A 24,299-nucleotide genomic window follows, 5' to 3' on the forward strand; every position below is an offset into this window, starting at 1 on the left:
ACGGATCAGGATAGCCCCATGGACACCCGCGAGCTTGAAACCCTTATCGCCGTTGCAGACGCGCAATCCTTTCACGGTGCCGCAGATCGCCTTGGCCTGACGCAACCGGCCGTCACCCGCCGTATTCAGCGTCTTGAAGAACGCATTGGCAAAAGCCTGTTTGACCGGGCCACCAAACCCCTGCAACCAACCATCGCCGGGCACCGGGCGCTTACCGAGGCACGCGATCTGTTGCGCCGCCTTGAAGGTTTCAGTGACTCGGTTCTTGGCAACACCAAACGCCACGGCCCGTTTCGCCTCGGCGTAAGCCACGGGGCCGCCCCGCTTCTGGCCGCCCGAGAACTCCGTTCCCTGCATCAGGCCTTCCCGGATATGTCGCTTTCGATCAAAAGCGGCTGGTCAGCCGAACTTCTTCCCCTTCTGCGTCGGGGTGAAATTGATGCCATGCTGTCGCTTGACGGGCCAAACGGCATTGTTGGCGGGGTGCAAAGCCGCGATCTGCCCGCCAGCTTGTCACCGCAAACCTTGCTCGATGACGAAATCGTTGCCATCGGTCCGAAATCATCCCGTTCCCATCCGACAACCATCGCCGAACTTGCCAAAAACCCGATGATCCTGATGCCCGAAGGCTGCACCTTCCGCGCGCTTGGCAATGCATGGGCGCATAAAAATGGGGTCGAGTTCACCTCGGTGCTTGAGGTCTCCGCCCTTGAATTGCAGATCGAAATGGTCGCCGCCGGGGCCGGTTACGGGATCATGGCACGTCGGTTTTGCCAGCACAGCCCGGCTGCAAACCGGATCAAGATACTTGATATTCCCGGCATGAACTGGGGCATGGCCATCACCCTGATCCGGCGCGCATCAAGCTCTGATCTTGACGATATTATCGACAAGGTTGGCGAACTGGTGATTAATGCGGGCAAAGCATCCGATAACCCCCATGCAGAAATGTTATCAGCATCATAATCCGAATGAATTGGACGCATAGCGCCACCGCGTTCAATATCGCCACCAAACAATAATCCCTCTCGGAGGAACGCCTATGAGCCCCACTCAAAGCTCGCCCCACAGCCCCACACGCATGACCATCATGCGGGCGAAAAAATGGTTCCCGTGGCTGGTTCTGCTTTCAGGCTGCCTTGTTTTGTCACTGAACCTTGGTGTGCGTCAGTCGCTTGGCCTGTTTATCCCCGATATGCTCAACGACACCGGCTGGAACGCTGCCACCTTTGGTCTGGCCTTTGCCATTCAAAACCTGATGTGGGGTATCTCGGCCCCGATCGCCGGTGCCATTGCGGACCGTTTTGGCACGACCCGCACCCTGATTGGCGGTGGTATCGTTTATGCGCTTGGGCTTTATCTGATGGGCACATCCGCCTCCCCCGGCGAGCTTTACCTCACCGCAGGTTTCCTGATTGGCACCGGTGTTGGCATAACGAGTTTTCCGGTGGTGCTTGCCGCCATCAGCCGCGTTTTCAGCAATGAAAAGCGAAGCTTCGCATTGGGTCTGGCATCCGCCGGTGGTTCAGTTGGTCAGTTGGTGATGGCCCCGACCACCCAGGCGCTCAACAGCTCGCTTGGTTATGTCTCGGCCCTTGTTATCCTCGCAGCCATTTCGATGCTGATCATCCCGGCTGCCTTTGCCATGACAGGCAAGGCCGAAGGCAACAGCCCGACCGCCACCCCCGATCTGGGTCCGCAGGGCTTGGCCGCCGCGTTTCACGAGGCCCGCAAACATCGCGGCTTCGCATTGCTCAATGCCGGTTTCTTTGTCTGCGGTTTCCACATTGCGGTGATCGCCACCCACCTTCCGACCTTTACCGAACTTTGCGGCTTGCCCCGTTCGGTCGCCGCCGAAGGTCTGGCCTTGATCGGTCTGTTTAACATTGTCGGCACGCTTACGGCCGGTTGGGCCGGTGGCAAATGGCGCAAGAAATATGGCCTGTCGTTTATTTACGGCATGCGTGCGCTGGTCATCGTGATCTTTATCTTTGCGCCCAAAACATCTGAAACCATCTTGCTGTTTTCAGCATCGATGGGCGCACTTTGGCTTTCGACCGTGCCGCTGACCAGTGGCCTGATCGCACAGGTCTTTGGGCCGCGTTACATGGCAACGCTGTTTGGCATTGTGATGCTATCCCATCAGATCGGCGCGTTCTTTGGCGCCTGGATGGGTGGCATTGTCTATGACCTTACCGGCAATTTCGATGCCGTCTGGTGGGCATCGGTGGCACTCGGCGTCTTTGCCGCCATCGTCCATATGCCCATTGATGACAGGGAACTGCGCGCCACGGCCAAGGCATAGGCTTGCCGCGCATTTCACAATTCAAAGCAGCGCCCGGCACCATTCGGGCGCTGCTTTTTTTGTCCTCTTTTCCAAGCATCGGCTTTGCGTTAAAACGCAGACCATGGACAGACCGATTTACATCACCCCCGAAGGGCTAGACGCCCTTAAATCCGAACTCGACCACCTTTGGAAAAAGGAACGGCCGGAAGTCGTGGCTGTTGTCCATTGGGCAGCGGGCAATGGCGACCGTTCGGAAAACGGGGATTACATCTATGGCAAAAAGCGCCTGCGCGAAATTGATCGCCGTGTGCGTTATCTGCGCAAGCGGATCGAAGATGCCGTCGTTGTCCGCTCTGATGAACAACCCGATCATGCCCACATCTTCTTTGGCGCAACGGTCACCTATGTGAATGCCCGCGACGAAGAAAAAACCATCCGTATCGTTGGCGAGGACGAGGCCGACAGCCTCAATGGCAAGATCAGCTGGATCTCCCCGGTGGCGCGTGCCCTGATGAAATCAGGTGTCGGCGATGTCGTCACCGTTCGAACACCCTCGGGCGAGGATGAGCTTGAAATCCTCGAGATCAGCTACCCCGGCTAATCATCGCAAACCGTGCGAAGAACGGCCAAAATCGTGGTCGATTTGAATAACATATTGATATCATGTACACTTGCCCCATTCAGGACAGATGGAGAGCAAGCTTATGGGGACCGAAAACCCACTTTTGACGCGCGCCTATGCCCTGGCTGGGGACCGCGATGATATTCGTGCGGTATATGCCGATTGGGCGGAAAGCTATGATGATGACACGCTGATTGGCATGGGCTATGTCGCCCCGGCGATTGCTGCGGAAACACTGGCATCCGAAATCAGTTCATCGGACCGAGTGCTTGATGCCGGGTGTGGCACCGGACTGGTTGGCAAGGAACTGCACGAACAGTGCGAACCCACGATTGACGGTGTCGACCTGAGTGCTGACATGCTGAAAAAGGCGCGCCAAAAGGGCGTTTATGACGCACTTGAAACGGCCGACCTGACCCAGAAACTTGATATCAAAGATGATGCCTATGACGGTGTCATCAGTGTCGGCGTGTTTACATCCGGCCATGTCGGTCCAAGCGCAATGAATGAACTCGTGCGCGTGATCAAGCCCGGCGCACCGGCTGTTATCACGGTTCATGAAAAGGTCTGGGACAAGGACGGCTACGCCGACCATCTTGAGCAAATGGAACAGGACGGCATCGCCAAAATCCGCGAAATCCGAGAGGCCCCCTATCACCAAAAAGAGGGCTATTCCTGTAAGCTATGCATTCTTGAAGCGGCCTGAGCGCGCTCACCCTACATCCGGCTTTTAACCCGCCGTGTTGGTTCGGCGACTTGTGGGTCGTCGGGCCAGTAATGTTTGGGATAGCGCCCCTTCATCTCGGCCTTCACCTGCGCATAGGACCCGTTCCAGAACCCGATCAGATCACTTGTCACCTGAATGGGGCGTTGCGCGGGGGATAGCAGATGCAAGGTCACCGCGACCTTGCCATTCACCACCTTTGGCGTTTCGGTGGCACCAAACATTTCCTGCATACGCACCGGCAAAGCGGGTGTTTCACCACTATAATCAATGCGGATGTTTGAACCCGTGGGGACCTGCCAATGGGTAGGTGCCAGACGATCCATTTCCTGTCGCTGGTTCCAGTCGATCCCGGCAAGCAACGCTTCAGACAGGTTGATCTGTTTAAGCTGGCCTCGTTTGGTAATGCCGCCGAGATAGGGTGCCAACCAGTCTTCAAGCGATGCCAAAAGCCCTTCATCAGAAACATCGGGCCAGGCATCGCCCTCCACCCGATGAAGAAACGCCAGCCTTGCGCGCAGGCCTTCTGATGCCTTGTCCCATGGCAGGCAATGCAGACCAAGCTTGCGGATGCCCTCGATCATGGCCGCTGCAATAGCCTCCGGATCGGCTTCGTCATGGGTGGCTTTTTCATCCAACACCAGCGCGCCGATCCGGCGTTGCCAACGGGCGGCAACCGCATCGCTTTGCGCGTCCCAGAAGACTTCGGTGCCCTCGGATATCTGATCGGCAAAATGGGTTTCAAGGGTTGCACGCGCCACCGGGGCTGCAAGGTAAATCTTGGCCTCGCGCGCCTGCCCGTCCAGTTCGGCCACCGCGATATAGGGCTCATTGGCGATACTGTCTTCATTGGGCAAAACACCGCCGCGCCCGCCCGACAGGCGATAGCGCGCGTCCGCCCCCTTGCGGCGCTCCCCGATCCGGTCGGGATAGGCAAAGGCGAGCAACAATCCAACCTCATCGGCCCGATCCACGCGCGCGGTATAGGGTTTTGCCAACCCGCCCTGCTTGACAGCATCGCGCAAACGGCGGGCAAGTTGCTTGGCGGCCTCCGATATCATTTTGGGCGCCCGGCCCTTGATGATCGCTTCCACCCGAATGCGTAAATCCGCCCCGCGCCCGCGCATGAAATCACGATCAGACAACAACGCCACCAGCGCACAGGCGACATCATCGAGGCCAAGCTGCGCACCACGCAACATCATGTGCGCCAACCGCGGATGGACCGGCAATCCGGCCATGGCCGTGCCCATCGGCGTAATGCGGTTTTCGCCATCAAGTGCTTCAAGGCCGCGCAAGACATCGCGCGCCTGATCGATCTTGGCGCGATCGGGCACATCGAGCCACAGCAGCGTCTCGGGATCGGTAACACCCCAGCGCGCCAACTCAAGCGTCAGCGGTGCCAGATCGGCATCAGATATTTCGGGCGCGGTAAAGGCCGCACGCGCGCGGTGTTCATTTTCTGGCCACAGGCGATAACAAACGCCCGGTTCCAGTCGCCCGGCGCGGCCACGGCGTTGCTCGGCACTGGCTTGCGATGATTTGACCGTGACCAACCGCGTCATGCCCGATGCCGGATCAAAGCGCGGCAAACGTTGCAGGCCACTATCAATCACCACCCGGATGCCATCAATGGTCAGCGACGTTTCGGCAATGGCGGTGGCCAGAACGACTTTGCGCTTGCCGTCCGGGGCTGGCTGGATCGCGATGTCCTGTGCCTTGGCATCCATAGCGCCATAAAGCGGGGCGATGATGACATCACTTCCCACCTCATCCTTAAGCGCACTTTCAACCCGGGTGATTTCGCCCTGCCCGGGCAGGAAGGCCAGGATCGATCCGCTTTCCTCGCGAAGGGCGGTTTTGATCGCGCCGGTCATTTCCACATCAATGCGGACATTGCCCCATTTATCGGGCTTGGGGGCCAAATATTTCGTTTCAACCGGATAGGCCCGGCCTTCGGATGTGATCACCGGGCAATCGCCCATCAGTCGCGCAATCGGATCGCCATCAAGGGTGGCCGACATGACCACAAGGCGCAGGTCATCACGAAGCGCCCCCTGCGTTTCAAGGGCAAGGGCGAGGCCCAGATCGGCATCCAATGATCGTTCGTGAAATTCATCAAACAGGACGGCGGCAACACCCGAAAGTTCGGGGTCATCCTGAATCATGCGGATCAGAATGCCCTCGGTCACGACCTCGATCTTCGTGTCCTTGGAAATCTTGCTGTCAAACCGGACGCGATAACCCACACGCGCGCCAACCGCCTCGCCGAGTAACTGCGCCATGCGCCGCGCACTGGCACGCGCGGCCAGACGCCGGGGCTCCAACATGATGATCTTCTGATCCCCGCGCCACGCGCAATCAAGCAACGCCAGCGGCACCTTGGTCGTCTTGCCTGCACCCGGTGGCGCCTGCAGCACGGCATTGGTGCCCAGATCAAGCGCAGAGACAAGCTCCGGCAGGACGGCATCAATTGGCAGGGCGGGAAATCGGGAACTCATATGTTTTTCAATACTCAGCTTGGCACGGCAGATACCTGTTAGCGGGCATTGCCTAGCAATATCCCTGCGGGGTTGGCCGGGGCAATGAAAATCACGCCAGAATTTATTCTGACACGGGATATCGATTGATCGGCCTCAATGCGCGCGAGCCTGATGATGATAGGATGATTTTATTGTTTTGGGCAGTTTCCCGCCTTCGACCTGCAAAATGCGACGGGCCATCTGCACATAATGGTCTCATCCCTTTGGAACAGGAGACTTATGATGAAAAGATATCTCGCAATTACCGCAATCGGACTGATGCTTGCCGGTGCCCTTGGCGTCGCCCAGGCCCAACAAGGCCCGCAAATGATGAACCCCAACGGCCAAGGCATGATGCAAGGTCCGGGCATGATGGGTCAGGGATATGGCCCGGGCAACGGAGAAGGTTACGGTCCCTGCAACACGATGCCGTGCAATAACGGCGCGATGGGTTCCGGTATGATGAATGGTGCCATGATGAATGGCGGCATGATGATGGGCAAGATGCATGGCCCGGAAATGATGATCGTCATGATGGACACCAACGGCGATGGCCAATTGGCGCTTGAAGAATTCCAGGCAGTCCATAACCGGATGTTCAACTATCTTGATGAAAACGGCGATGGGCAGCTGACAGTCGACGAGCTGCACCAACGCTAACCGCCGAGTTTAGCCCCCGCGCCTGATACCAAGGATGATGCCCTGCTCCGCCCCGATGCGCTGCAGGGTCTTCATCCCGCGCGTCAGGCCATAAAGCGTTTCCATCGCGCCCTCAGCCTTGGCCCGCGATGCTGCCGCGCGTGTGATATCGTATAACGTGCGAAACACAGATTCGGGCAAGGCGCGCAAAGCCGCCTCCTTCTCCGCCCGGTTCGGATCGGGATGGGCAAAACTGAGTGGTGTGGTCGGGTCAAAATTCGACATGGTTTGATCTTGCGGGCTCGACGGGTTGGGGCCCGTGTTTTCTATCACGATTGACAGTGCCCAGACCATCCATGCCTGCGTCCAGCGCATGTAATTGCGCCGATCCGGTCGACCGTCTTTCTTGATACCGGCAAAGAACAGATCGCGGCTCGGATCAAAAAGATTTTCTGCGGCCCATACTGCCACCCGGGTCGTCCCATCACGATCCCCGAACCGGCAAAGACTTGCCATCGCCTGCGCAACCGCATGGGCATCAAGGTAGCTATCGCGCCCGGCAAAGCTGCGCGGCAGGCCATCGGCATAAAAGCACTCCGCACGATAAAATTGCCACCCACATGCAATGGCATTGTCCAGCCCCTCCATCCCCGACGTCCGCAAGCGGTCGAGAAGATCAAGAACATAACCCGTGTGAAACCCGTCCACGAAGCGATGATGGGACCGCGTGCCATAGGCCCAACTGCCATCAGCCTTTTGCGAATGGATAACGCGCTCCACCGCCAGTGCGGTTTTATCATTTGGCCCGATGATCCGATGCAGCGCAAAGGCCGCCCAGAGGCTGGCATTATGTATTTCAACGCTACTGTGATCGAAATAGGCGAAGTAGCCATCGCGCCAGAGCTTTCTTTCAACAAACCCTGCTGCATGAACCAACGCCGGATGATCCTTTTGCACCCCGCTTTGAAGTAACGCATCAACGACAAAGCTTGTCACAATCGCATTGCTTTGATGGCGCTTGGCGTAAAAGGCCCGCGCCTGCCATTCAAACGGATATCCCCATCCGCCATCCGGGTTTTGCAGTTCCAACAGGCGATCGCGAACGTCACAAAGCACCACGCCCTGCGCGGCCCCACACAGCAAGGCCAGCGTTTTCGGATTGACCATCTTGGGAATGCGAACAACCTTGCGCAAACCTTCCGGGCCACGCTTGATTGCCTGTAACCATGCCAACCGCGCCAGTCGGAACCGCCCAAGTCCAGTTGCGCGAAAGACAGCACTTTCAAGCCCGTCAAACGGATCGGCCCCGGCAAAGTCATCCGTAACCATGCCTGCCAGCGCGCGATCCCGTATATCGATCAGATGATCCCTATCCATGATGAGGCCCCTCGCGCGCGGCAATCCCGGCAGCAATTCCGCAACAGATCAAATAATGCCCATAATTCAGCGTATTATCCGTCACCATGGTCAGCATCACCGAAAGCAGGATACAGACGGCAAGACGCGCATGGCGCACGGTCCAGAGCATCACAATCCATCCCGTCGTCCAAAGCATCGCCCCGATGATTCCGGTTTCAAACAGCATGCGGAAATGATCGTTATGCAGGGCACCAAACGATGCAAAGGATTGATAGCCAGACAGGATTTCCTCCACCGACCCGGCCCCGAAACCAAGCCATCGCTGGCCGACGGAACCACCTTGCCACATCCCCCAGAAGTCCCGCCAGAACGCCAAGCGGCCACTGCCATGGGTCAGAAACAGGCGCGGCAGATGCGACATCGCAAACCAGCCAGCCACGGCCAACGCGGCCATACCAACAAGCCACGTCATCGCCCGCGAAAACCGGATCATCCCGATCAGATTGACCAACATCGCCAACACCGCAATCCGTGTTTGGCTTAGCAACACCGCCAAGGCAGATCCCACCGCAAGCAGCCCATTTCCCCGCCAGCGGGCCACCGAACAGAGCGCAAAAAGCCCCAGAAACAGAAACGGCTGATTAAGGCGCATGCCTTCATGGGTCATCTGAAACGAACTCGACAGCAGCAGATAAACCGCCAGAACCGGCATCATCACCCGAAGGCTGTCCCAGCCAATCACAAGCCCGCCCAACAGCCCGACGGGCAGCATCAAAAGGTTACCAATCAGACGAAGTTTTTCGATAGTTGCGCCATTCCCTGTCGCGATAACACCAATCAGCCCAGCCAGAGCCAAACTGCCTGCAAGCAAACCTAGCGCAATTCGAACCGGTCGAGCGTAAGCGCACAGCATCGCAATCCAGAAACCAAGCAGGATAAGCTTGGCGGCCATCCCGCCCGCTGCAATCAGCCAGAGAGAAGTGCCCATTAAAAGATTGCCCACAAGCAGCAGCCAGATCGGCAGTGATACTGCTTGGTTGGCGGTTTCTGCTCGCTGCCCGGCGTATTGCACAACCCCGGCCTCAATAGCTTTCATCGCCGAGCCCCCTGCGCAAGCAGCGCGACAGGGTGCGAAAATTCGGCTAGGCTGAAGCTCTTGATTTCAAAGCAGATTGGCTGACCTTGATGCTCTGGCTGGCGCAAACCTGTCTGATGGTGCAGATCATTCTGGCCCCGCTGTTGCTCGGCGGATTGCGGCCATGGGCGCTTGCCCTTCTGGCGATCCTGACCGGTATTGGCGTGCTTGCAATTTGCCTGCGCCCCGGTCCTGTGCAAATCGGCAAGCACCTGCTTTTTCTTTGGATCGGAATCGCTGCGCTGATTGGTTGGGCGATCCTGCAAAGCTTGGCCGTCTGGCCCCTGCAGGCCTATCCATTCAATGCGCCGCACATTGCACTCGCCCCGTATTGTTGGCTGAACATGGTGACCTATCTGGTCTGGCTGGGCGGCGTTGCGAGCCTGACCGCACTTTTGGCGCACCTCAACAACCATCTGAACATCACCATCGCCCGCACAATTGCCATCACCTGCGCCGTTCAAGTGGCGCTTGCCGCAGGTGCAGATGTGATGGGCTGGCAAACCACATTCTGGTTTGCCAAACAAGCTCATCTTGGCGACTGGACCGGCAGCTTCGCCAATCGCACAGCGTTCGGAAACCTGATGGCATTTGGCATTCTCGCCTGCCTGTTTTTGTATGATCAAAGCCGGGCGCTGAATACGGCCAAGCGCCTTGATCAGGCCGGAGGCTGGCTGGCGATTGGCTCGCTGTTCGCAACTGCCGTTGTCCAAAGCCACTCGCGGCTGGCCTTTATAATGGCGCTGGTTGGCGGGGGATTGTTTATCATTCTGACCCCGCGCGAAAACGTGCAAAGCACTAAGCGGCTGATTGTAATCGCGCTTGGCATCATTGCGACCATCACCATCGCAATCATGGCATCCCCGGAACTTTTCGACCGCTTCACCGACCTTGCCCGCAATGATCTGATCCAGCGAGATGATTTGTGGATCACCGCCCTGCAGGCGATTGCAGAACGGCCATTGACCGGATGGGGCGCGGACAGCATTGGACTGGTTATTGCTCATTTCGCCACCCCGGACCTGAACGCCAATGCCCACTGGTTTAGCAGCCACAACCTCTGGCTTGATGGCGCAATCGTCTTTGGTGTTCCGGTCATGCTGATCTTGGCCACAGCACTTACACTCGCGATCAAAACGGTTCTTGCAACGTGTCGGCAACCCGACACGCGCGCGCTTTTGATCGCCCTTTTGGCGATGGCAATGCTCGGCACCATTGGCGACTGGGTCATGCTCATGCCGGCCCTTATTCTGCCGATGGTGATGCTGGGAATGACAAGCTTTGAAGCCGCACTTGCAACCCATCGCGCAATGCCTGCACGCGGGGATCACGCGGGGCAATCGCCTGTGCCTGATCCAGAAGCTTTGCGCTAAGCACCAAATCATCTTCGGCTACTATTCCCGCCTTCAGCCCCAGCAAAACCGGATCAAACGGCCTTTCGATCAGCCGCTGGTTGAGCAGTTCGTCAAGTTCCGAGCTATCGGCCACCATCGCATCACGCTCGGCACCAGAGCCATCTCCGTTGGCAAAGGCGGCACGTTTGTTTTCAAGCTGCGATAGCGCCCTGCCTTCCGAAACCAAGACCATGCCGCCAGAGCCAAGCAACAGCAGGGCAATCACAATCAAGGCTGCCTTCATGACGTCGGCTCCTCGGTTGCCATGGCCGTCTGTGGCTTGCCATAGGCAGCACGCGGCTTGGCACCGTTCAAAACAATACCCTCTGGCACTAGATTGGCCGCGCGCAGTTGCGACAGGGCCTGGGTGATATCACGGCGCTTGCTATGTCCGCAGCGCAGGGCAAACAGCCTGACATCGGCCAGTCCCAGCGCAATCACACCATCGGCAACCGACAGGATCGGCGGCGTATCAACAATCACATGATCAAACCGGGTGCGCAGGTGCTTGATCAAATCGGGCAATTGTCCGTCAATCATGCCTGTTGCGATGTTTCCCGGCACCGGCATACGCGCACCAAGATATCGATACCCCTCGCCGGTCTCTGCCCTGGCAAGAGCGGCCTCCAGATCCACAATCCCCGACATGACATCAGTCAGATCGGCAGTCATTTCACCGTCATACCGCGCCCGGTTCGGCGGTGCCGGGTCATGCAAATCGGCATCAATAACCATCACCGATGCCCCCAGTCCGGCCAGCTTTTCGGCCAGCGCATGAACGATGTGGCTTTTGCCATCGCCCGAGAGTGCTGAGCCAACTGCAATCACCTGTCCGTCCTTGTGACGTTGGTTTGCGACGTCCCTGCCCTGCACCATGATCCGCATCAGAACCGCCAGATGTCCTGCGGCCTCATCATGGGCGGCAGTGCTGGCGATCTTGTTCGCCTGCGACCGTTCCGGAATACGGGCAAATAACGGAATGCCCAACGTCGTCTGCGGATCAAAGTTGTCATCAATACTCTGATCGAAATAGTGACGCAGCAATGCGGCGACAACAGCGGCAAACAACGCCATCATGATCGCCAACACGGCAAGATCGCGCTTGACCGGAAATTCGGTTGCCGCGGGCAAGGTAGGTGCACGCAGGATCGAAGCATCCCCCTGAAAGGCTGCCATTTCACGGCGCAAGGCTTGTACCTGCTGGCCCAGTTCCTGAACATTCGCGCGTGCCATGGCGACAGATCGCACCAGGGCCGCCTGCCCCTGAACGCTTGTATTACGCAGCGTCATACGTTCCTGCCAACGATCCCGTTGCGCCGTAATCAGACGCAGCTTTTCTTCCGCCCCGGCGAGGGCGATATCCATTTGACCGGCGATATTGCTTGCGACAGCAGCCAGTTGGCTGTGCAAATCATCCAGTTCTTGCTGCTTGCCCTGCATGGTCGGATGCTTGGGACCGTAACGCTGATCAAGCCTGACAAATTCCTGTTTCGTCGTCTCGAACTGGGCCGAGATTTGGCGCACCATCGGATGGCTTGCCACATCGTCAATCGCCAGCAAATCATCAATGTTTGCCGCGTCATTACGGCTTTGGCGCGCAAGCCTGAGGCTGACAACCTCCTGCCCCAGTTTTTCAGCTTGTTCATCCAGTGCATAGATGCGGTCCAGCATCCGTGCATTCTCGTCCGGGTCCAGAATACCGGCGCTGTTTTGCAAGCTGGTGAGATCCCCTTCCAGACCATCCAATTCAGTTTGCGCAGATTGAAATTGCGCCTCCGCCTCTTCAAGTTGTCTTCGAATGGCGGCTTTTTGCCGGTCTTCGCGCTGCCACAGATAACTTTCAACAACGGCCATCAACGCCTTTTGCGCGGTTTCCGGCTGGCTTGCGGTGAACAACACTTCAATGACCGCCGCATTGCCAACCCGGGTGGCCTCCAAAGCATTGCGAAGATGAGAGATCCCGTCTGTTTCGAGATCACTGGATATTGGCGTATCCGTCAGCGAAACACCCTCTCCGCGCAAAACCGAAAGTGCGGTGGAAAGCGTTTCCTGCCCTTTGATCTCGGCAATTGCCGTTTCGATTTCCTGGGCGGTTACAATGCGCCGATCACTGTTGAATGCCGCTGGCATCTGGCGTTCCGCGATTTCCACATTTGAAGAAAGCCCGATTTCGGTGACGGATCGATAATCCCCCTGCCAATTGGCGATGCCGCTCAGAAGCGCGATCAGGACAACAACAAAGGTCAGTGCAACAACCCCGCGCCGCTGCCAAAGAATGCTCAGCAAATCGCGCAAGGACGGATCAAACCGTTCTTGCGCGACGCCGGTACTCGCGACGGGATGGTTGAGATGCTCTGTCATCTGGGGCTTGCATCCTCAAGTTCTGGAATTCCGATTGGTTCCTGATAATCCTCAATACCCCAATAGCTATCGACGACGGGGTTTCGCGGACCACCCACAAAAAGAAGCGAATAACGCAGCACCCGTTCGGTTTCAGGTGGCCGCTCCGAACCGACAACACGCGGTGCGACTTCGGGCTCGATGCTTGCAGCAAATGATTGCTGTTCGCCCACGAATATCGTTGCTTGATTGGCATTGCGTTCAAACAGGCGCTCTGCCAAATCCGAAGAATTACCCCGGATGATTTCCGAAAGGCGCCCGGGCTCGGGATGAAGATCAAGCAGACGCAGAACCACCCCACCCAGCACGGTCTCTAGCAAAAAACGGCTACTACCACCGCCCAGAACCACATCAAACAGACCAAGCAATACTTTAAGGCTGTCCTCTGCCACCTGCCAATCGATGTCAGATTGTTGGTTGGTGCCATCCTCTGACAGCAAAGCTCCGACAAGTGCATCAATCAATTTGGCGACGTCTTCGGTGGCTTCGACCTTTGCGATTTCCGCTTCAATCCAGCTGATCGCCGCCTGCCGGTTTTCCAAATCGAACGTCGCTGGGGTTGTTGGCTGCGCCTGTAAATCGGCTGCCGTTGTCAGCATCATAAAGATGACCGAAATGGTTGCCGCTTTCTGCAATGCACGCCAAATGCGCCGGATTTGAAAACGCACAATCCGTGGCACGACAAGACGGGCAAATGCCCAAAGCCCGCGCCCATAGCGCGGGATCATGTAGCGTGGTTGACAGAAGATGCGCCAGAGGAACTCCAACCCGCACCGCTGCCAGATAACCGGGGCCCGTCGGACATTCCCGGCCAGAACATCAAACGCCCCGCCAACACCCATGGCAAAACGGCATCCGGTCTTGGCCGAATACTGATCAACGAATAGCTCCTTGCGCGGGGATGGCAAGGCGACAAAAAGGGCATCTGGTTTGGCCTGTGCAACACAATCGGCCAGCTTTTCATCATCGGGCTCATAACCGTGATGGGTACCCACGATGATCAGACCGGGAAAACGTGCAGGCAATGTCCCCTGCAACTGATCCAACACATCCTGACGTGCCCCCAACAGGAAAACCCGCGTGCCATCCTGTGCAAACTGCGCCAGAAGATCGGTCATCAGATCAATACCCGTCACCCGCTCGGCAACCTTGATTCCCAACAGGCGGGCTGCCCACACAATCCCCATGCCATCAGCCGACAGGCAATCTGCACGCGAAAGTGCTGCAAACAAACGGTCATCGCGCAGGGCTGCGGGCAGTTTGGTCGCATTCAGGCACTGATGACGAAAACAGGCTTGGCCGGCAGTCGCCGTACCTTTGCGAAGCGTCAAGGCGATATCAGCACAGACGAGACGGCGTCGTCTCGTATCGAGCGGCAACCCGAAGAAGGCAGCTTTGTGCCCTTTGAGTTCGTCACGCATGTGCCACCCCTGTCACCCCGGCCGGACACTTAAAAATGGCAGAAACACAAAGTTCCTGCTGTTGGCGTCCGTCTTTCGCCGCCATTAACGATTTAAGTCACGGCTAATTGGTTGAATTGAATGGTAACTTATGATTGAGTTGCAGGCAATATTAGCATCTCAAGGTGATCGCCGCGGTGAGGGTGACTTTGCTGACCAACCTTGTGCCACCCTACCGATCTGATGCCTATAACGCGCTTCATCATCGCGCGATGGCCGCAGGCGGATGTTTGCGTGTACTATGTACCCTGCATCGCGAACCACAACGCAACTGGTCAATCACAACCCCCGCATTTGACCATATGACCTTGCCGGGCGTTCAAATTCCCCTTGGTGAAAACCGAACCCTATCACTTCCGTTTGGCGTCACACGGGCTGTTTGCCGCAAACCAAGTGATGCGTTGATCATAAACGGTTTTGGCATCGCGCAATGGCAGGCGCAAAACTGGGCACGGAAACACCGCATTCCGACCGTGCTGCAATTCGATGGCTGGGCAGGCTCCGATGCCACCTATGACAATCCGCTTCGGCGCAGATTACGCCGGATCATGATTGCCCGTGCCGATGGCTTTATTGCTGCAAGTTCGCGCGGGGCGGCGTGGCTTGAAAGCCATGGCGCATCGCCAGATCACATATGGATTGCACCCATCCCTGCGTCATTTCCCTTACCCGATATTTCCGCCAACCAAAACTTGGCGGAACGACAATATGACATCGTCTGGTGCGGTCGCACAACGGTTTCGAAGGGCTTTGATCTCTTCATGCGGATCGCAGCGGGACTGTCACAAGCAGGCGTTGCAAAACGCATCGCCATCGTTGGCAGTACCAACATTAAAAACACCACAAGGCTTACGCAATCTTCCGGCCTTGGTAATCAAGTGGATATATTCGGACAACTTCCCCCCGATCAACTGCCGCCCATTCTGACCAACAGCAAGATCGCCCTATTCCCCAGCCGAAATGATGCCTATGGCGTTGGTGTAATTGATGCGATTGCCTGTGGCGCGGTTGCGCTTGCAAGCCCCCTCACCGGTTGCACACCAGATGTTTTGCGCGGCCCCGAAATCCTGCCGATCGATGATCCGCAAGGTTGGATCGCGACCTGCAAACGCCTGCTTGATGTGCCGCAACTTCTCGAGGATACGCGCCTGCATCAAGCAAGGGCAATTGCCAATAACAACCCCGCCCATCACAGCGACATCATGTGGCAGGCAGTTCATCAGGCGATTAATCATAACCCGGACATGCGGCGGTGGGGATGATCACACCAAACCGCAATTGCAGCCTGAAATCCGAGCCATCCATCTGGATGATCAGCCGTATCGATCAGGCCAGAATTCTTGCCAAGCACCTCGCCGATCAGGATCGGCTGGTACGTTGGGACAGTTTTTGGCGCCATGACGGCACGGGTCTTATCCGCCCGTCATCACGCCATGTCGGCACTGCACTTTGCAATATCCCGGGTCGCCACCTTCTGCCCGACTTGCTTGGACAAACGGCCCAAAAGCTTCGGTTACCAGCGCGCAATCTTTACTCTGATATTCCCCTGTCGCTGCTGGCCGCCTTTCAAATGCCGAACGCCGACATCCTGCATGGGCAGGGCAATTACAGCCTGCCTGCGATGCGTCGCGCAAAGGCACGCAATATGATCACGATTTCCGATGTCACCGGCCAACTGGCCGAAATACGCCATGTTCAGCTTGTCGGCGAATATGCATCCCACGGTCGCACCCACCGCGAAATATCAAACTTCCTTGCCGCTCGGCGCACGGCAGAAGCCCGATTTGCCGATGCGGTATTTGCACCCTCGGATACCGTCGCGGAAGGTCTGCAAAGAACTGGCATAGCACCTGACAAGATATATCTCGTCCCCTTCACATCACCCCATTGTCAGGCGCTATTGGATCGGAAACGTTTCGCGCCCGACGATACGGTCATCCGGCTTCTTTATGTTGGCAATCTGTCGCTCGCCAAGGGAACCGCCCATCTTCTGGCGGCTTGGACAACAATTCGCCGCCAGTTCCGCTTACGGGTCGAGCTTGCCCTGATCGGGGCAGCACAACCCTGTGCCAAGGGCCTGCTTTCAAATCTGCCCGACGGGGTGACGTGGTTTGGCCTCCTGCCGCACGATCAGGTTGCCAATCATATGTTGTCGGCTGATATCTTTGTCTTTCCCAGCCTGACAGAAGGCAGCAGCCTTGCCACCATGGAGGCGATGGCAGCCGGCTGTGCCGTCATCGCCACGTTCGATGCCGGAAGTCCGGTCATCAATCATCAAAGTGGTCTTATCATCCCGCCAAGGGATCAGGATGCGCTTGTAACGGCCGCGTCCACACTGATCACACAGCCGGAGATGCGCCGAACCATCGCCCAAAAGGCGCGAGATCAAATCGCCAGCGACCTTCGCGACACCTATGGCACGCGGGTTGATCATGCATATGAAACCATCCTGTCACGCCATGGTTAGATGGTCAGCCCTCATAAAATCAGCGTGCTCTCGCCTATATCCAATGTGGATGATCGGCGCCAATACGGTCGCGCGGCTGGGCGGCATGGCAATCCTTGTTCTGATCGGTCATGCCTATTCAGAGGCCGATCTCGGCACCTACTTCCAATTGCTCGCCATGGTCGGTCTTGCGGTGACCGCGACGCAGGCTGGCAGTGGTCCACTTCTGGTACGAATGGCACAAAATAAGGCCTTCGGACAGGCCATGCATGTTGTCGGAACAAGGTTCCTGATTGCAGGATTGACCTCGACCCTGATCGTCAGAACAACCAGCGTTCCGGTTGCACAATATTGGCCACTAATCCTGATCCCGTTTGCCGCCGCCCTCTCGCCCGACTGGATGATTACGGCCAAAACCCGCTTTTCACGGCTTGGCATGATTGCGGTTATTGGTCAGGGATGCGGGATAATGGTGTCGGTTTGGGCGTGGCTTAGCCCTTCAGATTTGGCTCTTTACCTCATTGTGCCTGCGGTTTCTCTGGCAAGCCTTGCGCTTGCAACAGCATTTGCATTTGAACAATCACCAAGTCATTCCACCATCGCCGCACCAACGAATAGGGGCAGCGCATTTGGTCTCGTCGGCTTTACCCTGCTCGCCGGGTTCGTGCCAAATCTCGACTTTGTCCTGTTGGGCACAGACAGCGATCCGCTGTTTCTGGCCCAACGCGTTTTCCTGTTTTGCGCCGGCCTGATTGCGGCCATTACCTCAACCCTGTTTGCCAAAAACGAGGTGGGCCAAATACGTGACATCTGGCTTTTGGCACCAATGGTATTGATCGCAGGCCTGCTGTTGTTCCTGCCAGGCAAATTGGCCGATCTATTCTTTGCCAGCCCGTCAGATGATCTGATCACGGTCCTTCAGGTTGGTGCAGCTTGGCCGGTATTGATGGCGTTCATCGCCCGACAAATCCTGATCTTGCAGGAAATATCAGCGGTAAAATGGCTGGGCTGGGGATGCCTTGCGCTGATGATCATCTCGGCATTCGCCATGCCGCCCCGCGACCCCGCACCCGACATCATGATGCTGATCGAAGTCCGCCTGGCCTGTCTGGTTCTGATCCTGCTGGCCTGCCAAAAAGTCGCAACAAGACGGCAGGTCATGGCATGACGAAACTGACCACCACCATCACCAACAATAAGCTGATCAAAGGCCAATATGGTGACATCGCGTTTGGCCCGTGGGGTCTGGAATGTTCGGACCAGCGTTCCTTTGTGACACTCACCGACCAACCGCGAAACGCCAAACAGATCAGCGATGTCTGGCACCTTTCCGGGGGGCGAATACGTATCGCGTACGAAACCCGTAAGCCCACGCCAAACACAATCGGGCTTAAGCTACGCATTCGGGCACTCGACGATATCCTGCTGCAAGATGCCGTCATCCGGCTGGCTTTCGACAAAACCGCCATCAAACACGGGCGCATCGCAAACAAAACAGTTCACCACACCAACAGCGACAAATACCGTCTTTATCCGACCAATAAGGCCGCACTGATCGGACAAGATGGCACAACCATATCCGTGAGTTTGGATCACGCCGATGGGGCGGGCCGCTTTGATCCCTACATGTATCTGCGCGATCGCGACGATCACTGGATCATTCATGCCCGCCTGCTGCCAAGTGATCCGGTTGATCAGGTCTGGCTGCGCTGGGCAAACCGTTTCTTCACGCTATCGGCACCGGGTTGGCTTTCAGCTTTGCTCTGGCGCATGCCACCTCTCAAAAGGCTGATCTGGCGTTTGCGCGAACGCATGGGCCGTCACTGTCCGGAAATTCAGGCCGTCCCCTTGAACTGCCTCAAAGCAGGTCAGTCCTTGTCGATGGAGGTGACATGTCACCTTCATTAGGCCAGGACGCGCTTCGCAACCGTTGCCAAAATCTGGCCAAGCGGATTGCAGACGATCTTGCAACACGTCAACTGACGACTGGGCAGTTTGAACAGCCGGACTTTTACGCCAAGGCCTTTGCCGTCAATCTCTGGACGCGGATTGATCCTGTTAAATTTGGCCCCAATATCGCCCGCGCCCTTCCTGCCTTAAAATCAGAGCCACGCGATAAAACCTGGCACCGCGAATTCATCGAATATGCGTTGCTGGATACTCTGGGCCTGTCATCGGATACCATCACCGACATCCTTCGGGGTACGAAACCGCAACGTCCCGATGTCGCCAACTGGCAGATACTTGGGCTGATCAAGCGACAGAAACGAAATGCTGGACTAACCGCAAAGCTCCTCAACCACGCCCATTTCGGGTTCATCTTGCTTCGCTATTGGCGTGCACCGGTTTTCATGGATCGACCAGACTGCTTCTCCGCACAATACCACGCCTTTTGCACAGCACTTCTGTCTGACAGTCCCAATAAACGGCATCAACGCATTGCCAACCGGGCCACCGAAATGCTGGGACAACTTGCTGGCACCCATGGATTTGTCAATCTGCTCGGACGTGGTGCTGGGCAAAGTTTTGGCGCGACCTGCGGGCTTTATGTGTTGCTTAAAACCGGCTACCCCAACGAAGCTGATGCAATCCTGCATCGGCTGGAAGATGCTGTTCTCACGGCAGGGGAACTGCCGCTCAACCTGCTCGCCCCTCTGCCCTTGCCCGAAAACCCCAGCCCCGAAAATCCACAAACACCCGGGTGGTACAGCTATAACCGCCTCGATGATTACCTCGCCTTTGCAGGCTATTGGCTGCTGAAGGCCTCGCAACTGCCAGCACCAAAACACATCCGTTCACCCGCATCGGAAACCGCCTCGAACGACATAGTCACCCAGTTTTCATCCTCGTACTATCACGCGCAAATGACGCTTTGTGGCCGACAGAATTTTGATGTCTCCGGTACCCCCGTCATTGTTTCGGGCCAAGGAAAATCTGCCCGCATCTTCCTTCCACCAACCGGCGGCGAACAGGATGCAGCAAGCCTTTATAATCAAGCCTCAAACCCGCTTCCGGCCATTGGCGAGACAGAATTCTCCCGCTTTCTTCAAACCCGCCAGATATCTGACAACAAGATTGATGTAAGCTTCGAGCTTGCCGATATTGTTGGTCATCGAGCAATCGAATTTCAAAACGCCCGCGTCATCATCTCAGATCAAATTCCCAGTCACGATCCGGGAAAAGTTGATCTTTTCCGAATTTTGATTGATGGCAAAATTGAACTGTTTCAGATCGCGGAAGACACCATCATCTGTCGCGAACTCGGAATAACGCTAACTGCGAACGCCCCGCTTCAAATGATCCCACAAGCAACATTCAGCGCTGCTGGTCCGGCAACACGGATCAGTGCGAAGACAGGGCAAGGGCATAGCGCCACTCTGACCATTTCATGGAGAGATTCTGATGCGTGATCCGATCACCATCATCACGACCGTGCGCGATGGCGACGCCTATCTGGATCGCTATTTCGGCAATCTGCGACAGATACTCGGCCCCGGTGATCATGTGGTCATCGTCGATGATGGTTCAACCACACCCCTTACAACACCATCGGACTGGCACAACGATCCGCGTCTGACAGTCCTTCATCCCGGCAAGATTGGACGCGGCGTTGCACTTAACCTCGCCATTGAAAACAGCCCGGCCGATCTAATTGCCATTCAGGATATCGATGATCTTTCCCTGCCTGATCGGCTGGATCGGCAAGTTGCCGTGATTTCCAATGACCACAATCAACTTGTCTTCACGCGCGCCATGTCCGACCCTTGGCGACCGACTTTGGCGGCCTTAAAGCATTTTTCACCCGCACGGCTTTATTTCAGCAATCCACTGCATCATTCGTCACTTGCCATGCATCGCTCTGTCTGGGCGCGTGCTGGTGGTTATGCGACGGATTTGCCCTGCTGCATTGATCTGGATTTTTATCTGCGCGCCTGCTGCGTTGCCAAGGCTCGCATCAGTCGGCTAAGCATGCCCCTGATCGAGCGTACCCTTGATCCGGGCACCCGCCATTTCGCAAGGATACCAAACGCACTTTATCAGAAAACACGTGTTTCCGTTCTTGCGCGTTACCGACCTGACCTGCCTTGGTCTATCTGGCTGGCAACTGCCAAACTCCGCGAGTTGCAATTGTTTTCGGCAAAGGACGTTCGATGACCAGCCACCCGAAAGTCATCGCCATGGTTCACTTGCCGCCGCCCATGCACGGGGCGGCCCAAATGAACCGGATTGCCATCGACGCCTTGGCAAAAGACTTTGATTTGCATGTCATTGAAATGCGCTTTGCCCGGACATTGTCCGAGGTAAATCGATTTTCGCTGCGCAAGATCGGGTTGGCGGTTTGCTTGTTGCTGCGCCTGATCCGGGCATTGCCACGCGTCAAGGCGCTTTACATCTGCTTTGCGCCAAGTGGTTTCGCCTATTACCGCGATTGCCTGTATGTGCTTCTGGCCAAGCTTTTTCATGTGCATTCAATCCTGCACCTGCATGGTCGCGGTCTTCCCGAAATGCGAAGATCAAAATGGTCTGAATTGCTTCAGAAGACGGTTTTTAAAGGGCAGACCGTCATCCTGCTCGGCGAGAGCTTGCGCACAGAAATCGAAGGCCTTGATTGCAAGTCTGCCATCATCTCCAACTGCCTCGATGATAGTGCCTTCATCGGCCCAGCCACCAAACAATGGGTGCCCCATGATCCGATCCGGCTTTTATGGCTGTCCAACCTGTTTCGGGCCAAAGGCATCGAAACCCTGCTTGCTGCCTGTGAGATCCTGCGCGCGCAAGGTGTCGCTTGCGATTTGACGATTGCCGGGGCCGAAGGCGACATCGGCAAAGCCGAACTCGCCACATTACTTGAAAAATATCACATGCACTCAGCAACGACTTATTTGGGACCAGTTTCCGATCCTGAACGGCACGATGCATTTGAAAACTCCGACCTCTTCATCTTTCCCAGCCACTATCCCAACGAAGCCCAACCGCTTGTCGTACTCGAAGCGATGGCGGCCAATGTGCCGGTGATCACAAGTAACATCGCAACCCTGCCCGAGTTTGTCCGGGACGGTGAAACCGGGCGACTTTGCCCGCCAAAAGCCCCGGAACAATTGGCAAATGCGATTATCAAAGCGATCGGTGCGCCGGAGACAACAACCGCAATCCGCGATGCAGCCTATCAGATGTGCCGACAGAACTTCCGTCAAGACAGGTTTGCCGAAAAACTGCGCCAACGGGTTCACAGCATTGTCGAAAATCACTGACGTGCCGTGGGTGATTGCGTACCATCAACACCAACGGCAAACGCATGAACAGGATGGCCAGAATGGATCGGGACGAATTCAACGCCTTTTGCAAGTCCCTGCCGCAGACAACCCACGTTGTTCAGTGGGGTGGCGCGGATGTCTGGAAAGTCGGCGGCAAGGTGTTCGCGATTGGTGGCTGGGCCACAAATGAGACATTGGGTGTCACATTCAAGACATCCGAGATCGGCTATGAAGTCTTGAAAGACATGCCCGGTCTGCGTCCTGCGCCCTATCTGGCATCGCGTGGCATGAAGTGGATTCAGCACTACGATACGCCGGGCTTGAGCGATGATGACCTGAAGGACCACTTAAAAAGCTCGCACCGCATTGTCGCCAAGGGTTTGACGAAAAAGCGGCAACGCGAGCTTGATCTTTATCAGGACGAATAGTTTTGCAGGCTTAAAGACGCCAAAGGTCAATACCGGTCGGCACAGCATCACGCGGCAAAACCGCACGTACATCGGCAACAAAGCCCTTGCCATCCTTAAGCAAGCCGCTGACGAGCGGCCAACCCTTGGCAACATATTCCTTGTGCGACACGGCCAAAACAACCGCATCGGCGGGTTCCAAGCAACTGTCCGAGCAAAGCTTCAAGCCATCAAATTCGTGTGCCACTTCGCCCGCATCGGCGTGCACGTCATGGACCTGCACAGTGACACCGGCCTCTTCGAGCGACCGAACGATATCAATCACACGCGTATTGCGAATATCAGGGACGTCTTCCTTAAACGTCAGTCCTAGCACCGTCACGGTCGGGTTCTTGGTTGCGCCTTCACGCAGCAATGCCCGGATGACCTTGTTGGCCACCACATCGCCCATGCCGTCATTAACCCGACGACCGGCCAGGACCACTTGCGGGTAATAGCCAAGCTCTTCGGACTTATGGGTCAGGTAATAGGGGTCAACACCGATGCAATGACCGCCGACAAGGCCCGGCGTGAATTTCAGGAAGTTCCATTTGGTTCCGGCAGCTTCAAGCACGTCACGGGTGTCGATGCCTGCACGGTCAAAGATCAGCGACAATTCGTTCATCAGTGCAATGTTCAAATCGCGCTGGGTGTTTTCAATCACTTTCGCCGCCTCGGCTGCCTTGATGGTTGGCGCCTTGTGAATGCCAGCGGTCACCACACTGCCGTAGATATCAGCGACAATATCCAAGGTCGCTTGATCCTGACCCGAAACAACCTTGGTAATGGTGGTAAAGCGATGTTCGCGATCACCCGGGTTAATACGTTCCGGAGAATAACCCACCGTAAAATCACTGCCCGATTTCAGACCCGAAAGTTCTTCTAGGATCGGAACACATTCCTCTTCGGTCGCCCCCGGATAAACCGTGCTTTCGTAAACAACGATGTCGCCCTTTTTAAGGATGGCGCCAACGGTTTTCGACGCGGAGCGCAGCGGCGACAGATCCGGACGGTTGGAACTGTCGATCGGTGTCGGCACGGTTACGATATGGAAATCGGCTTGCGCAAGATCCTCGGCGTCAGCTGTCAACAAAAGATCGGCTGCGGCAAGTTCATGGTCATCGACTTCGCCGGTCGCGTCATGTCCCGCTTTAAGCTGGGCAATGCGCGCCTGATTGATATCAAAGGCAACAGTGCGACCACACGATGCGCCAAATGCAACCGCCACCGGCAATCCGACATAGCCCAACCCGATAACTGAAATCTTGCGCCCGTGGCTCATTGGAAAAACCTTGCAAACAACGTGGTTGCCGATTAGTAGACAGCCGACCATGCCCCGTCAATTGCTAAGCTCTTTATTGCGAAGGAGACAGCCCTTGTGCACTTTGTCTTCCTAGCCTTTGGCTGTCTTGCTGCTATTCACCAGTCAAGACCAGCAATGCCACCAATACGGGTAGTTTTCCTCTTTATCCCTTTGAAGGCCGAAAGCAAGGATTACGTCCGACTTGGACAAGGAAATAATATGCTTTTTGATGCAGAATGGTCCGTGTCCTGCGCGAGCCTAACCTGCCATCGCTGCAATCAACAGCGATAGCATCAATCTAACGTCA

Annotated in this window: 19 protein-coding genes; 13 read left to right on the top strand and 6 right to left on the bottom strand. The window is 56.4% G+C overall.

The annotated features are described in order from the left end of the window. Positions 1-18: 18 nt before the first annotated feature. From TH2_RS09805 to TH2_RS09820, 4 genes are all read left to right on the top strand, one after another. Positions 19-966 (top strand): LysR family transcriptional regulator, encoded by a 948-nt coding sequence (locus TH2_RS09805; RefSeq protein ID WP_008890266.1) that lies wholly within the window; start codon positions 19-21, stop codon positions 964-966. 76 nt (positions 967-1,042) lie between these two features. Next, complete coding sequence (locus TH2_RS09810; protein WP_238538683.1) at positions 1,043-2,305, top strand: MFS transporter; 1,263 nt, start codon at positions 1,043-1,045, stop codon at positions 2,303-2,305. Positions 2,306-2,408: 103 nt separating this feature from the next. Continuing rightward, positions 2,409-2,888 carry a transcription elongation factor GreB gene (gene greB, locus TH2_RS09815; protein WP_008890268.1) on the top strand — a complete coding sequence of 160 codons (480 nt, stop codon included), beginning with the start codon at positions 2,409-2,411 and terminating at the stop codon, positions 2,886-2,888. Positions 2,889-2,991: 103 nt separating this feature from the next. Next, on the top strand, positions 2,992-3,615 hold the full coding sequence (locus tag TH2_RS09820) for a class I SAM-dependent DNA methyltransferase (RefSeq protein ID WP_008890269.1): 624 nt from the start codon (positions 2,992-2,994) through the stop codon (positions 3,613-3,615). An 11-nt stretch (positions 3,616-3,626) separates the two neighbouring features. On the opposite strand, the gene hrpB is transcribed toward TH2_RS09820, so the two are convergent. Continuing rightward, on the bottom strand, positions 3,627-6,134 hold the full coding sequence (gene hrpB / locus TH2_RS09825) for an ATP-dependent helicase HrpB (protein ID WP_008890270.1): 2,508 nt from the start codon (positions 6,132-6,134) through the stop codon (positions 3,627-3,629). Between the two features lie 264 nt (positions 6,135-6,398). Between hrpB and TH2_RS21875 the strand changes: the two genes are divergently transcribed. Next, positions 6,399-6,815 carry an EF-hand domain-containing protein gene (locus tag TH2_RS21875; protein WP_008890271.1) on the top strand — a complete coding sequence of 139 codons (417 nt, stop codon included), beginning with the start codon at positions 6,399-6,401 and terminating at the stop codon, positions 6,813-6,815. Between the two features lie 9 nt (positions 6,816-6,824). Here the strand turns inward: TH2_RS21875 and TH2_RS09835 are convergent, their stop codons facing one another. Both TH2_RS09835 and TH2_RS09840 read right to left on the bottom strand, forming a co-directional pair. Beyond that, positions 6,825-8,171 carry a prenyltransferase/squalene oxidase repeat-containing protein gene (locus tag TH2_RS09835; protein WP_008890272.1) on the bottom strand — a complete coding sequence of 449 codons (1,347 nt, stop codon included), beginning with the start codon at positions 8,169-8,171 and terminating at the stop codon, positions 6,825-6,827. Continuing rightward, positions 8,164-9,249, bottom strand: a complete 1,086-nt coding sequence (locus TH2_RS09840) for an O-antigen ligase family protein (RefSeq protein WP_008890273.1) — start codon at positions 9,247-9,249, stop codon at positions 8,164-8,166. The genes TH2_RS09835 and TH2_RS09840 overlap by 8 nt, the downstream gene beginning before the upstream one ends. A gap of 89 nt (positions 9,250-9,338) precedes the next feature. Between TH2_RS09840 and TH2_RS09845 the strand changes: the two genes are divergently transcribed. Further along, entirely contained in the window at positions 9,339-10,661 is a 1,323-nt protein-coding gene (locus TH2_RS09845) for an O-antigen ligase family protein (protein ID WP_008890274.1), read from the top strand. A gap of 261 nt (positions 10,662-10,922) precedes the next feature. Here the strand turns inward: TH2_RS09845 and TH2_RS09850 are convergent, their stop codons facing one another. Together TH2_RS09850 and TH2_RS20545 are read right to left on the bottom strand one after the other, a co-directional pair. Next, positions 10,923-13,043, bottom strand: coding sequence for a GumC family protein (locus TH2_RS09850; protein ID WP_008890275.1), 2,121 nt, complete (start codon positions 13,041-13,043; stop codon positions 10,923-10,925). After that, the gene (locus TH2_RS20545; protein ID WP_008890276.1) at positions 13,040-14,503 is read right to left on the bottom strand and encodes a WecB/TagA/CpsF family glycosyltransferase; all 1,464 of its coding nucleotides are present in this window, start codon (positions 14,501-14,503) and stop codon (positions 13,040-13,042) included. The genes TH2_RS09850 and TH2_RS20545 overlap by 4 nt, the downstream gene beginning before the upstream one ends. Positions 14,504-14,679: 176 nt before the next feature. On the opposite strand from TH2_RS20545, the gene TH2_RS09860 reads away from it, so the two are divergent. From TH2_RS09860 to TH2_RS09895, 7 genes are all read left to right on the top strand, one after another. Continuing rightward, positions 14,680-15,804, top strand: a complete 1,125-nt coding sequence (locus TH2_RS09860) for a glycosyltransferase family 4 protein (protein ID WP_157194004.1) — start codon at positions 14,680-14,682, stop codon at positions 15,802-15,804. Beyond that, entirely contained in the window at positions 15,801-17,009 is a 1,209-nt protein-coding gene (locus TH2_RS09865) for a glycosyltransferase family 4 protein (protein ID WP_008890278.1), read from the top strand. The genes TH2_RS09860 and TH2_RS09865 overlap by 4 nt, the downstream gene beginning before the upstream one ends. A 43-nt stretch (positions 17,010-17,052) precedes the next feature. Next, positions 17,053-18,156 (top strand): hypothetical protein, encoded by a 1,104-nt coding sequence (locus TH2_RS09870; RefSeq protein ID WP_008890279.1) that lies wholly within the window; start codon positions 17,053-17,055, stop codon positions 18,154-18,156. Next, on the top strand, positions 18,153-18,896 hold the full coding sequence (locus tag TH2_RS09875; RefSeq protein WP_008890280.1) for a hypothetical protein: 744 nt from the start codon (positions 18,153-18,155) through the stop codon (positions 18,894-18,896). The genes TH2_RS09870 and TH2_RS09875 overlap by 4 nt, the downstream gene beginning before the upstream one ends. A gap of 1,494 nt (positions 18,897-20,390) precedes the next feature. After that, positions 20,391-21,143: a glycosyltransferase family 2 protein gene (locus TH2_RS09885; protein ID WP_008890282.1), complete on the top strand. Its 753-nt coding sequence runs from the start codon at positions 20,391-20,393 to the stop codon at positions 21,141-21,143. Further along, positions 21,140-22,240, top strand: coding sequence for a glycosyltransferase family 4 protein (locus TH2_RS09890; RefSeq protein WP_008890283.1), 1,101 nt, complete (start codon positions 21,140-21,142; stop codon positions 22,238-22,240). The genes TH2_RS09885 and TH2_RS09890 overlap by 4 nt, the downstream gene beginning before the upstream one ends. A gap of 62 nt (positions 22,241-22,302) precedes the next feature. Next, a complete protein-coding gene (locus TH2_RS09895) occupies positions 22,303-22,671 on the top strand; it encodes an MmcQ/YjbR family DNA-binding protein (RefSeq protein ID WP_008890284.1) in 369 nt (122 codons plus the stop codon). Between the two features lie 10 nt (positions 22,672-22,681). Here TH2_RS09895 and TH2_RS09900 read toward each other — a convergent pair whose 3' ends face one another. Further along, complete coding sequence (locus tag TH2_RS09900) at positions 22,682-23,971, bottom strand: nucleotide sugar dehydrogenase (protein ID WP_008890285.1); 1,290 nt, start codon at positions 23,969-23,971, stop codon at positions 22,682-22,684. Positions 23,972-24,299: the final 328 nt, after the last annotated feature.

This window comes from Thalassospira profundimaris WP0211, assembly GCF_000300275.1.
In the GTDB taxonomy this organism is placed as follows: domain Bacteria; phylum Pseudomonadota; class Alphaproteobacteria; order Rhodospirillales; family Thalassospiraceae; genus Thalassospira; species Thalassospira profundimaris.